Annotated in this window: 13 protein-coding genes; 5 read left to right on the top strand and 8 right to left on the bottom strand. The window is 30.1% G+C overall.

The features are described from left to right. Positions 1-30: 30 nt before the first annotated feature. The 6 genes from prfA to rsmA form a co-directional block, all read right to left on the bottom strand. On the bottom strand, positions 31-1,098 hold the full coding sequence (gene prfA, locus L8V77_RS05155) for a peptide chain release factor 1 (RefSeq protein ID WP_263707005.1): 1,068 nt from the start codon (positions 1,096-1,098) through the stop codon (positions 31-33). 6 nt (positions 1,099-1,104) lie between these two features. After that, a complete protein-coding gene (gene rpsT, locus L8V77_RS05150) occupies positions 1,105-1,368 on the bottom strand; it encodes a 30S ribosomal protein S20 (protein ID WP_039617063.1) in 264 nt (87 codons plus the stop codon). 83 nt (positions 1,369-1,451) lie between these two features. After that, positions 1,452-1,592 carry a hypothetical protein gene (locus L8V77_RS05145; RefSeq protein ID WP_257396458.1) on the bottom strand — a complete coding sequence of 47 codons (141 nt, stop codon included), beginning with the start codon at positions 1,590-1,592 and terminating at the stop codon, positions 1,452-1,454. 63 nt (positions 1,593-1,655) lie between these two features. Further along, positions 1,656-2,417: a pseudouridine synthase gene (locus L8V77_RS05140; protein WP_263679295.1), complete on the bottom strand. Its 762-nt coding sequence runs from the start codon at positions 2,415-2,417 to the stop codon at positions 1,656-1,658. 9 nt (positions 2,418-2,426) lie between these two features. Further along, positions 2,427-4,385: a ribonuclease J gene (locus tag L8V77_RS05135; protein WP_412175139.1), complete on the bottom strand. Its 1,959-nt coding sequence runs from the start codon at positions 4,383-4,385 to the stop codon at positions 2,427-2,429. Further along, the gene (rsmA, locus tag L8V77_RS05130; RefSeq protein WP_263707003.1) at positions 4,351-5,172 is read right to left on the bottom strand and encodes a 16S rRNA (adenine(1518)-N(6)/adenine(1519)-N(6))-dimethyltransferase RsmA; all 822 of its coding nucleotides are present in this window, start codon (positions 5,170-5,172) and stop codon (positions 4,351-4,353) included. Before rsmA ends, L8V77_RS05135 begins: the two co-directional genes overlap by 35 nt. A gap of 90 nt (positions 5,173-5,262) precedes the next feature. Here rsmA and L8V77_RS05125 point away from each other — a divergent pair, with 90 nt between their 5' ends. Genes L8V77_RS05125 through L8V77_RS05115 form a run of 3 tightly spaced genes read left to right on the top strand, consistent with a single transcriptional unit; the run spans position 5,263 to position 6,976 of the window. Beyond that, positions 5,263-5,796, top strand: coding sequence for a purine-nucleoside phosphorylase (locus L8V77_RS05125; RefSeq protein WP_263707002.1), 534 nt, complete (start codon positions 5,263-5,265; stop codon positions 5,794-5,796). Positions 5,797-5,804: 8 nt separating this feature from the next. Then, complete coding sequence (gene rlmN / locus L8V77_RS05120; RefSeq protein WP_263707001.1) at positions 5,805-6,875, top strand: 23S rRNA (adenine(2503)-C(2))-methyltransferase RlmN; 1,071 nt, start codon at positions 5,805-5,807, stop codon at positions 6,873-6,875. Further along, a complete protein-coding gene (locus tag L8V77_RS05115) occupies positions 6,872-6,976 on the top strand; it encodes a hypothetical protein (protein WP_263660408.1) in 105 nt (34 codons plus the stop codon). Before rlmN ends, L8V77_RS05115 begins: the two co-directional genes overlap by 4 nt. A gap of 11 nt (positions 6,977-6,987) precedes the next feature. On the opposite strand, the gene L8V77_RS05110 is transcribed toward L8V77_RS05115, so the two are convergent. Together L8V77_RS05110 and L8V77_RS05105 are read right to left on the bottom strand one after the other, a co-directional pair. Next, complete coding sequence (locus tag L8V77_RS05110; RefSeq protein ID WP_263706999.1) at positions 6,988-7,977, bottom strand: glycosyltransferase family 9 protein; 990 nt, start codon at positions 7,975-7,977, stop codon at positions 6,988-6,990. Continuing rightward, entirely contained in the window at positions 7,967-8,881 is a 915-nt protein-coding gene (locus tag L8V77_RS05105) for an RluA family pseudouridine synthase (RefSeq protein ID WP_263706997.1), read from the bottom strand. Before L8V77_RS05105 ends, L8V77_RS05110 begins: the two co-directional genes overlap by 11 nt. Positions 8,882-8,960: 79 nt before the next feature. On the opposite strand from L8V77_RS05105, the gene purB reads away from it, so the two are divergent. Continuing rightward, positions 8,961-10,289, top strand: a complete 1,329-nt coding sequence (gene purB / locus L8V77_RS05100; protein ID WP_039667804.1) for an adenylosuccinate lyase — start codon at positions 8,961-8,963, stop codon at positions 10,287-10,289. Between the two features lie 17 nt (positions 10,290-10,306). Beyond that, on the top strand, positions 10,307-12,682 hold the full coding sequence (locus tag L8V77_RS05095; protein WP_263663691.1) for a ribonucleoside-diphosphate reductase subunit alpha: 2,376 nt from the start codon (positions 10,307-10,309) through the stop codon (positions 12,680-12,682). Positions 12,683-12,690: the final 8 nt, after the last annotated feature.

Here is a 12,690-nt window from a genome sequence, read left to right as displayed (position 1 = left end):
AGAAATTAGTTGTTTGTGATAAATACGAAATTATAAATTTTCTTGTTTTAAAGCTTCTGCTTGGTAATAAGCGATTAATGGCTCGATGATCTCATCAAAAAGACCACCTTCCAAAATCGCATCAAGTCTATATAAAGTAAGATTTATTCTATGATCGCTAATTCTATTTTGAGGGAAATTATAAGTGCGTATGCGCTCACTTCTATCGCCACTTCCAACTTGTGATTTTCTTGCCTGGCTTTCTTTTGCTAAGCGTTCTTGTTCTTGCATTTCAAAAAGTCTTGCTTTTAAGACTTTCATAGCACTTTCTTTGTTTTTATGCTGGCTTTTACCATCTTGATTTACTACAACTATACCTGTTGGAATATGAGTAATTCTTACAGCACTATCTGTGGTATTAACACTTTGTCCACCATGACCGCTACTACGCATTACATCGATTTTTAAATCATTTGGATTGATTTGAATTTCAACATCATCAACTTCTGGCATAATAGCCACTGTAATAGCTGAAGTATGAACTCTACCTTGAGATTCTGTTTCAGGTACTCTTTGAACTCTGTGCGTTCCACCTTCGTATTTTAATCTTGAATAAGCTCCATTTCCTTTGATGAGAATGATAATTTCTTTAAATCCCCCTACACTACCCTCGCTAGAACTTACGATTTCGTATTTGTAATCACGATTTTCAGCATAGCGTATGTAGGCTTTTACTAAGTCTCCAACAAATAAAGAAGCTTCATCTCCTCCTGTTCCAGCACGAATTTCTAAAAATATATTTTTATCATCGTTTGGATCTTTAGGCAATAAAAGAATTTTTAATTCTTCTTCAAGTTGTGGCTTTAAGACTTCGAGATTTTTAAGCTCTTCTTTTGCAAGCTCCCCTAGTTCTGCATCAGATAAAAGAATTTTATTTTCTTCGATTTCATCTAAAGTTTTAAGGTATTCTTTTGCTTTTTCTACTATGGGTTCTAAATTCTTTTGCTCTTTAGATAGAGCTGTCATTTTAGAAATATCATTAGAGATATTAACATCGCTAAGAAGAGTATTTAACTCATCAAAGCGTGCTAAAAAAGGTTTGAGTTTATCAGCTAACATTAAAAATTATGCTAATTTATTTACCAATAATGCTAATCTACTCACACGGCGTGATGCAGTTTGTTTTTTCAAAAATCCACGGCTTACCATAGCGTGAATGCTTTTATTAGCTACTTTTAGTGCATTTTGTGCAGCTTCTTTGTCATTGTTTGCTGCTGCTTCGCGAACCGCTTTTGTAATGTTTTTTAATCTTGTTCTATAAAATCTATTTCTTTCAGTTCTTTTGATAGTTTGTCTTGCTCTTTTTTCAGCAGATTTATGGTTTGCCATAATTTTCCTTTTTTATATAAATTAAATTGCTAATTATACAAGATTAAAATTAAAATTTAATTAATTTAAGTAATTTTAAAGTATTAATTAATCATATTCATGGCTTTTACTATGCAAGATTTTTGATCTTGACATTGATTTTCTAATTTTTCCGCAAGAGTTTCTTCATGTGTGACTGCAATAAAAACCATAATTACACTAAAAAGAGTAGTTAGAATTTTCATTAATTTTTCCTTTTTTAAATATTTTGAAAAATTATAAAAATTCTTTGTGGAAATAATGTGAATTTAATATTTTATATTATTTGTTTTTAAAAAATCGCGTAGTTTTTCGTACTCACCATTTTCCAAATAACGATATTTTCCTGCTTTTAACATACCAAGATCTAATGCTCCAAAAGCTACTCTTTTAAGATCCATCACTTCTAAATCAAAATGTCCAAAAAAGCGTCTTAACTCTCTATTTTTACCTTCATTAATGATTACTTTTAGTTTTGTATAGCCACCACTTGAGCCAAAAATTTCAAAGCCTAAAAATGGAGCAAAACTCATTGAGGTTATTTTGGTTTTAGCATGAGCCCCTTTTTTTTCATTTTGAATTTCTAAGCCATTTTGCATTGCTTCGATAACATTTTTATCTATATTACCTTTTACTTTTAAGTAATATTCTCTTTCTAAATCACTATGCATAAGTGCATCTGCTATCACAGGTGAATCAGTTAACAAAAGCAATCCCTCGCTTGCAAAGTCAAGTCTTCCCACGCTAAGCCAAGTGCTAAATTGTTTTGGCAGGGTATGATAGATGGTTTTTCTACCTCTATCATCTTTTTTACTAACTATTTCACCTTTTTGTTTGTGATAAATGATGACTGAAAATTGTGTTTTTTTATGGAGTTTTTTACCATTGATAAAAACTTTATCTTCAGCATTTACGCTATCACTTAGCAAGGCTGTTTTTTTATTGATTTTTACTAAGCCTTGTTTGATTAGCTCATCAGCCTCACGGCGAGAGTATTTGCTATTGTGTGAGATGAATTTATTAATTCTCATAATTTTACTTTACATCACAAAAATAGTTGGTACTATAGTCGGATATTTTTTGATTTTTCTAAAAATATGCTTTCTTAGTACTTGTCTAATTTGAGCTTCTAAAACTTTTGGATTATCTAAAATTTCATCTTTTACATTTGGGAAAAATTGACTTAAAACATCACTCATTTCTTTTGAGAATGCTCCGTCTTGTTTATCAGCTACCAAGCCATAACTAAATACTCTTGGTTTATTAATTAGTGTTTTACTTGCTTTATCAAGCTGGGCGATGATGACAACTATGCCACTATCTGCTAGTTTTTGTCTATCAATTACCACATCATCTGCGATTTGTTTGTTGATTTGATTATCTACAAAGACTTTTCCTGTTTTAACTGTTTTAACGCGTTTGATGTATTTTTGACAAAGCTCTACTTGATCCCCATCACTCATTAAGTAGATATTTCTTTCAGGTATACCACATTTTAGAGCGGTTTCTTTGTGTTTATTGATATGATTATATTCTCCATGCACTGGTAAGAAAAATTTAGGTTTTACCAAAGTTAGCATGAGTTTTTGTTCTTCTATACTAGCATGTCCGCTTACATGGATTTCGCTAAATTCTTGATAAGCTACTTTAGCTCCTGCTTTTAAAAGAAAATCAAGCACAGCAGAAACATTTGCTTCATTACCTGGTATTGCTTTAGCTGAAATGATAACTTGATCGCTAGGTTTGATTTTGATAAATTTATGCTCATCAGTTGCCATTCTATATAAAGCACTCATAGTCTCACCTTGACTTCCTGTGGTGACAATTAGCACTTCGTTGTCTTTGTATTTGCTTACTTCATCAGCGTCAATGAAAATTTTTCTATCAAGTTTGATATAGCCAAGTTCCATAGTGGTATAGAGATTTCTTTCCATAGAGCGTCCTATAACACACACTTTTCTGCCGTATTTTAAACCATAGCTAATAGCTTGATATACACGGTGGATATTAGAGCTAAAGGTGCTCATGATTACTCTGCCTTTAGTTTTGGCAAAAATTTGATCAAAAGTAGGTCCTACGGAGCTTTCACTTTTTGTATAACCCTCTTTATATGAATTTGTGCTATCACTTAAAAGACAAAGCACGCCTTCTTCGCCATATTGAGCTAAACGACTTAAATCCGTTGGATAGCCATCAATTGGTGTTTGATCTATTTTAAAATCGCCAGTGTGTATGATGGTTCCTGCTTTAGTTTTAATAGCCAAAGCACAAGCGTCGATGATAGAGTGGGTTATGTGAATCCATTCTAAGTTAAATTCACCTATTTCATAAATTTGTCTTTTTGTTATAGGTCTAAACCATTTACGCTCAGCTTTTAAACCATGTTCTTCAAATTTATTTGAAATCATACCTAGTGCTAAAGGTGTTGCGTAGATAGGAAATTGAAATTCTTTGAAAAAATACGGCACAGCGCCAATGTGATCTTCATGGGCATGAGTGATGATGATAGCACGAATTTTATTTTTAATTTTTCTTACATAGTCAAAATCAGGTATGATAATATCTACTCCATGCATGGTTCCATCTGGAAAACTCATACCTATATCAACGATAATCGCATCGTTGTTGGTTTCAAAAACAGTGATATTTCCACCGATTTCTCCAAGTCCACCCAAAGGTGTAATACGAATTTTATTTTCGCTTGAGTTGTTGTGTTTTAAAGGGTGAAGTCTTAGCTCGTGCATGATTTTATTAGCTTCTATGCTTTTAGCAAGTTCTATTTGCCATTCTTCATTACCACTTAATTTAGAAGGTAAATTTCTATTTTTTTTCTTTTTCTTTTTTTCTTCGCTAGCTTCAGTTTGAGTATTTTCTACTTTTGTTCCATTTTTATTTTCGCTATTTTGATCTTGATTTTGTGAATCTTTTTTTCTTTTGTTTCTAAATTTATTAAATCTTTTAGTTTTATTTTGCTCTTGAGTTTTGTTTTCTTCGCTCATAGTCATCCTTTAAATAGTCATAAAATTTAAGGTATGAATCAACGCTAATTTCATGAGCTCTTGAGGTAGAAGAGAGATTTAGTGCTTCAAATGCTTTTAAAATTTTTTCTTTTTTATTTTTAAAATTAGATAAGAGTTGTTTTCTAGGATTTTGAAAACAAGCTCTAAGAAATTCTTTAAAAGCTTCTATATTTTCACATTTTTGCTGATAATGAGTAGTTTTTATTAACTTCATTACAGCTGAAGTAACTTTTGGTGGAGGATTAAAGCTTTGTGGTTGTATATCAAAAAGCATTTGTCTTTGGCATATCAATGCACAAAGCACCCCTAAAGCCGAAAAATTACTTTCTTTTTCATTTGCACAAAATTTCTGTGCTACTTCTTTTTGCACCATTACTATAAGCCCAAGACAATTTTGATCTTCTAGGGCTTTTAAAATCAAATTTGTAGCAATATAATATGGTAAATTTGCTACCAAAAAGTACTCTTTATCGCTTAAACTTCCTTGATCAAAAGCATCACTTGCATTTTGATGAATAAGCTCAAAATTTCCACCTTCAATCTCATTTTGAAATTTTTTATTTAAAATAGGAATCAAATCTTTATCAATCTCATAAGCTCTAATATGAGCTTGTGGGATTTTCAAAAGTTCTTGCGTTAAATCACCTAAGCCAGGCCCAATCTCAACTATATTTTTAGTATCTTTGGGTATGGCTTGGATGATTTTATCTACCACGCTTTTATCACATAAAAAATTTTGCCCAAAATGTTTTTTTGCTTTTATCATAAATTTATTTTATCTAAAAAATATTAATTATAGCATTATTTTAAGCGCTAATTAGATAAAATTTGAATTATTTTTTATAAAGGTTAATTTTTGAAAAATCTTATAGTATGTGCAGGAGGAAATGAAGATTTTAAATTTGCACAAAGTATTGGCATAGGTTTGGTTAATTCTGCTTTTTCTCTAGGTAAAATTTTAAGTCAAGTAAAAGTAGATAGAGTGATTTTTATAGGTACATGTGGAATTTACCAAGAAGGAAAAATTTTAGATATTTATGAAAGTTCTAACGCAGCGAATTTAGAATACGCAGATTTATTTGATAGTTTTTATACGCCTATAACAAATGAGATTAGATTAAATGTTTCACATGAAACTATGATTAATTCTTCAAATTATATTTGTAAAGATGAAAATATCGCCCAAGAATTTTTTAAAAAGGGTGTACATATAGAAAATATGGAAGCATACGCAGTGCTTTCTTGTGCAAAAATGCAAGAGATAGAAGGAATTTGTTATTTATGTGCGACAAATTTTTGTAATGAATTTGCACATGAAGATTTTTTAAAAAACCATCAAAAAGCAAAAGAATTATTAAAAGAATTTTTGTTAGATAAAAAACTTATATAGGAAAAAAATTGAGTGAATTAAAAAATATATTAGATTTTACTAAAGAAGAATTAGAAAATTTAGTTCAGCCAAAATTTAGAGCAAAGCAAATTTTTGAATGGGTATATAAAAAATATGCAGATGATTTTTTACAAATGTCATCTTTGCCAAAAGATTTTAGAGTGTACTTGCAAGAAAATTTTCATTTTTCACCTTTAAAATGTGTGAAAGATGAAAAAAGCAAAGATGGTAGTATAAAATATCTTTTTGAACTTTTAGATGGTAAAAAAATAGAAGCTGTTTTGCTACCAATGAAAGAAGAACTTGTAGATGAAAATGGAAAAATCATCAAACATGCAAGATATACTATTTGTGTTTCCTCTCAAGTGGGGTGTAAAAGTGGGTGCAGTTTTTGTCTGACTGCTAAAGGCGGTTTGAAAAGAAATTTGACTGCAGGAGAAATAGTAGGACAAATTTTATGGATTAAAAAACATAACAACATACCTTATGAAAGAAGGGTTAATATAGTCTATATGGGTATGGGAGAGCCTTTGGATAATCTTAAAAATGTTTCTAAGGCAGTTAAAATTTTAGCTGATAATGATACCTTAGCGATAAGTCCTAGAAGACAAACTATAAGTACAAGTGGTTTGGCAAAACAGATTAAAGAGCTTGGAGAAATGAATTTAGGTGTGCTTTTGGCTATTTCGCTCCATGCTGTAAATGATGAGCTTAGAAGTGAATTAATGCCTATTAATAAAGCTTATAATATAGCAAGTATTATGGAAGCGGTGAGAAATTTTCCTATAGATCAGCGTAAAAGAGTGATGTTTGAATATCTTTTAATCGATGGGATAAATGATAAAATAGAACACGCAAAAGAACTAGTCAAGCTCTTAAATGGTATAAAAGCTAAAGTAAATTTAATACTTTTTAATCCACATGAAGGAAGTTTATATAAAAGACCAAGTGTTGAAAATGCGGTTAAATTTCAAGATTATTTAAGTGTAAAAGGTGTTACTTGTACGATAAGAGAAAGTAAAGGACTTGATATTTCAGCTGCATGCGGACAGCTTAAAGAAAGGCAGAGCAAACAATGACTTTTTTAGATATAGCACAGCTTATTTTTATAAGTATAGTGGTGATCATAGGACTTGGTGGGATTATTTATGTATTAAAGAATGAAAATAAGAATGATTAGTTTGGTTAGTTTTAGTCTTTTATATATTGTTCTATTTTAATTATAGTTTGATTTATTATCTCATCAAAGTTTTTTTCATTTAAATCATCTATAAAAACATAATTTTTATCGTAGGTAGACCATAATATACTGTCTTTTTTTGTATATAATCCTATAGTTGGAATTTTTAGATTGCTTGCTATATGTATAGTACCTGTTGAAGGGCTTATTAGACATTCTGTTTTCGAAATAATTTCTACTAAATTTAAAAGGTCATCATCGTTTTTAAATATAAAAATTTTATTTAAAAGTTCTTTATCAAATTTTTGAATTTGAACTATGAAATTATCATGAACTTTGTCATATGTTGGAACAACTATATTAATGTTTTTAGTATTTAAAATTTTTTTTATCATCTTTAAATAAAAAATTATACTATTCTTATTAAATTGACTTATTGCAAAAGGATTTATTGTTATAAATTTTTTTATTTTATATTCTTTTAAAAAATTATTTACTAAATCTTTGTTTGATTGTTTTGTTGTTAAAGTTACATTAAATTCTAAGCTTTTTATTTTTTTGTCAAATATTTCTGGATTAATCTTTCTAGCGTAATAGAGATTTATATTTTCTATATTTTCATTTTTAATTTTTTTTAATAAACTAATCCATACAACCTTGCATTTTAAGCAACAAAATATAGTTTTAAATTTAGATTTTATTATAATATTTTTTACATTTGTTTTTTTTAGTATTTTGATTATATGTTTTGTTGAAATGTAACTTATAAGATAGTCTAATTTATATTTGTTTATCATCTCTATAATGTTTTCTTCATTTATTATTTCTATTTTATCTACAAAATTAAATTCTAAAATATTTTTTAGATAAGGATTTGTAATAAATACTGTAATTTTGGCTTTATAAAGATGTTTTATAGCATAGAGCATTTTAAGAGATAATATATTATCTCCTATTTGAGTAGAACAAAAATATCCTACATTAAAATTTTTATTTTTCATGTTTTTCCTGCATTTTCAAAAATTCACCTTTTATATCTTTTTGAGATTGTATCAAAAATTTTTGATTTTTATATGTAAATTCTAAGCTAAAAGAGTGTAAAAGCAGTCTTTTAGCACCTGTGATTTGAGCTCTTTCGATATCACTCATTTTTCCATCTAATATTTGCTCTATTTGTGTTTTTTCTAAACCATATAAAGGTTCACCTAAAATTTTATGTTTCACATGAAACAAATGTAGTCTTATTTGGTGTTGTCTTCCTGTTAGAGGTTTAGCTAAAATTAAACTGGCATCTAAATTTTCAAAATATTCCAAAGTGTAAAATTGCGTTAAAGCTTCTTTGCCATTTTCACAAATTTGCATCCTAGTTTTGACTGCATCATAGTCTTTAGCTAAATTCATGCTTTTATCTACTATAAATTCTTTTTCAGTTTTTCCTTTTACTAGAGCAAGATAGCTTTTTTGAACTAATCTTTTTTCAAATATAGTTTTTAACTCAATTTGTGCATTTTTATGTTTTGCTATGAGTAAAAGTCCGCTTGTTTCTTTATCTAGTCTATGAGCCACGCAAGCTTTTTCACCCCATAAATGCCAAATTTCATCACAAAGACTATAAGTGCAATTGCGTCCATTAGGATGAGTTAGCACTCCACTTGGTTTTTCTACGATGGCAAAATCTTCATTTTCAAAAACTATTTCTAATCCTTTGGGGTTATTTTCATATACGATTAATTCTACTAAACCATCTAAAAATTTGTTTTTTTCTTCTACCAAATTTCCATTGCAAAATAGTCTTTTTTTATCAATGAGTTTTTGTGCTTCGCGCATAGAAATTTTTAACTCATCCATAAGTAGTCTAAATGCCTTTTTTCCATTATTTGCTAGTTTCTTTTTTATATATGCCATTTAATAACTTTCTTAGGTAATTTATAATAAAATTCAAACTATTTTTTTCATAAAAATTATATAAAAAAAGGTCTTGAAAATGGTTGAAAGATATAGTAGAGAAATCATGGCTAAAAAATGGGACATGCAAGCAAAATATGACGCATGGTTAAAAGTGGAATTAGCTGCTGTGAAAGCGTGGAATAAACTTGGTCTTATTAAAGATGATGATTGTGAAAAAATTATAAAAAATGCAAAATTTGATATAGCAAGAATAGATGAAATAGAAAAAACTACCAAGCATGATGTTATCGCTTTTTTAACTAGTGTAAGTGAAAGTTTGGGCGAGGAAAGTCGTTTTGTGCATTATGCAATGACAAGTTCAGATTGTATTGATACTGCAGTTGCTTTGCAGATTAAAGATAGTTTAGAATTAATCTTGCAAGATTTAGATCAAGTTTTGGCAGCGATTAAAACAAGAGCGTATGAGCATAAAAACACCTTAATGGTAGGAAGAAGTCATGGAATTCATGGAGAGCCTATAACTTTTGGCTTAGTTTTGGCTATTTGGTATGATTCGCTAGTTCATGCAAAAGATTTAATCATTCATGCAAAAGAAGTGATTAGCTATGGAAAAATTAGCGGTGCTATGGGAAATTTTGCTCATGCTCCGCTTGAATTTGAAGAAGAAGTTTGTAAAAACTTAGATTTAAAGCCGGCACCAGTTTCAAACCAAGTTATACAAAGAGATCGTTACGCACAGGTTATCTCGGCTTTAGCTATTTTAGCTTCAAGTTGTGAGCAAATCGCTGTTGCTATCCGCCATTTTCAAAGAACAGAAGTATATGAAGCTGAAGAATATTTTTCTCAAGGACAAAAAGGAAGCTCAGCTATGCCTCATAAAAGAAATCCTGTTTTGAGTGAAAATATCACCGGTCTTTGTAGGATGATAAGAGCTTATGTAACACCTGCTTTAGAAAATGTAGCATTGTGGCACGAAAGAGATATATCACATTCTAGTGTAGAAAGATTTGTATTACCTGATGCTTTTATCACGACTGATTTTATGCTTTCAAGATTATGCGGTGTGATAGAAAAGCTTTTGGTGTATCCAGAAAATATGATGAAAAATTTAAATTTAACCGGGGGACTTGTATTCTCTCAAAGAGTGTTGCTTGAACTTCCATTTAAAGGTATAAGTAGAGAAGAAGCTTACAAGATCGTTCAAAGAAATGCTATGAAAGTTTGGGCTGATTTACAAAATGGCAAGCCTGCGTTAAATGAAAAAGGTGAGAGTTTGTTTTTACTAGCTTTATTAGCTGATGAGGATTTGAAAAAATCTTTAAGTGAAGCAGATATTAGAAATTGCTTTGACTATAACTACTACACAAAGAATGTAGATAAAATTTTTGCAAGAACTTTTAAATAATAAATTAGGGGTTGTGAGTGAAAGTATTAAAAAGAAATGGTAGAACTGAAGAATTAGATGTTTCTAAGATTAAAAAATATACCACCGATGCAGTGGCAAATTTAGAAAATGTTAGCCAAAGTGAGCTTGAAGTAGATGCAAAAATTCAATTTCGTGATGGCATAACAACAGAAGAAATCCAACAAACTCTCATAAAAACAGCAGTAGATAAAATAGATATTGATAGACCTAATTGGACCTTTGTTGCTGCAAGATTATTTTTATATGATTTGTATAAAAAAGTAAGTGGTTATAGTGGTTATAAACATTTAAGAGAATACCTTGAAAAAGGTGAAAAAGAAGGTAGGATTTTAATCGGTTTAAAAGAAAAATACGATTTAGATGATCTTAATGCTTATATCAAGCCAGAACGCGATTTGCAATTTACTTATCTTGGTATAAAAACTTTATATGATAGATATTTGATTAAAGATTCTAAGGGTATGCCTATAGAATTACCACAACAAATGTTTATGGCTATTGCGATGTTTTTAGCGCAAAATGAGTTAGATTCTCAAACTTGGGCTAAGAAATTTTATGATTTAATCTCAACTTTTGAAGTAATGCTTGCAACTCCAACCCTTTCAAATGCAAGAACCACAAGACATCAATTAAGTTCATGTTATATAGGAAGCACGCCTGATAATATAGAAGGGATTTTTGATTCTTATCAAGAAATGGCACTTTTATCTAAATTTGGTGGTGGTATAGGCTGGGATTGGTCTAAGGTGCGTGCTATGGGTGGAAGTATAGATGGGCATAAAAATGCAGCAGGTGGGATCATACCATTTTTAAAAATCACCAATGATATAGCAGTAGCTGTTGATCAACTTGGTACTAGAAAAGGTGCAATTGCTGTATATATTGAACCTTGGCATATGGATATTAATGACTTTTTAGATTTGCGTAAAAACTCAGGTGAAGAAAGAAGAAGAGCGCATGAGCTTTTCCCTGCTTTGTGGATTAATGATTTGTTCATGAAAAGAGTAAGAGCAAATGACAAATGGACGCTTTTTGATCCTGCTGATACAGCAAGTTTGTGTGATTTATACGGTGAAGAATTTGAGAAAAAATATGAAGAATTTGAAAAAGATGAAAGCATAGTCAAAGAAATTGTTGATGCTAAAGAGCTTTGGAAAAAAATTCTTTTATCTTATTTTGAAAGTGGCTTGCCGTTTTTATGTTTTAAAGATAGTGCAAATAGAACAAATCCAAATTCCCATGCAGGAATTATAAGAAGTTCAAATTTATGTACAGAAATTTTTCAAAATACAGAACCAAATTATTATCAAATCAAAATCGTATTTGATGATAAAACAGAACTTCATTTAGATGAGGATGAAGAGCTTACAATAGATGGAGGATATAAAAAGCTTGCTAAAAAAGTTTCTACTTTAGATAGTATTAATGGTAAAAAAGTCTATATAGTAGAAAAATACAAAAATGAAGGAAAAACTGCAGTTTGTAATCTTGCGAGTATAAATTTAAGTAAAATCAATACCAAAGAAGACATCCAAAGAGTAGTGCCAACGGCAATAAGAATGCTTGATAATGTGATTGATTTAAATTTTTATCCTCATGTAAAGGTTAAAAATACCAACCTAAAATCACGCGCTATAGGACTTGGTGTGATGGGTGAAGCGCAAATGCTAGCTGAAGCTCAAATTTATTGGGGTTCTAATGAACATTTTGAAAAAATTGATCGCATTATGGAAATGATTAGTTATGAGGCTATTTTAGCTAGCTCAAATTTAGCCTTAGAAAAAGGAAGTTATCCTGACTTTGAAGGATCAAATTGGAGTAAAGGTATAGTGCCAATTGATGTAGCAAACGAAAATGCCAAAAAGCTTACCGCAAGTGAAGGTTTATTTGATCAAAGTGAGTGCGATTGGGAAAAATTAAGAGAAAAACTAAAAAGAGATGGTATAAGAAATGGTTATTTAATGGCCATAGCGCCAACTTCTTCTATCTCTATTTTAGTGGGTACTACTCAAACAATTGAGCCTGTATATAAAAGAAAATGGTTTGAGCAAAACTTAAGCGGTATGATACCAACTGTGGTGCCAAATCTAAGTGCTAATACTTGGCAGTATTATACCCCTGCTTATGAGCTTGATCAAAAAATCTTAGTAAAAGCAGCAGCGATTCGTGGTAAGTGGATTGATCAAGGTCAATCATTAAATATCTTTGTTTCTTTAGATAAGGCAAGCGGTGGATATTTAAATGAAATTTATCAACTTGCTTGGGAATTAGGTGTTAAATCAACTTATTATCTAAGAAGCGAAAGCCCTGATAGTCAAAAAGTAAATGATGATGTGGTTGATAGAACTATAGAATGTGAAGGTTGTCAATAAAAATGGAG

Source organism: Campylobacter sp. IFREMER_LSEM_CL2127 (assembly GCF_025771745.1).
In the GTDB taxonomy this organism is placed as follows: Bacteria; Campylobacterota; Campylobacteria; order Campylobacterales; family Campylobacteraceae; genus Campylobacter_D.
This window is presented reverse-complemented; position numbering and strand designations above follow the sequence as displayed.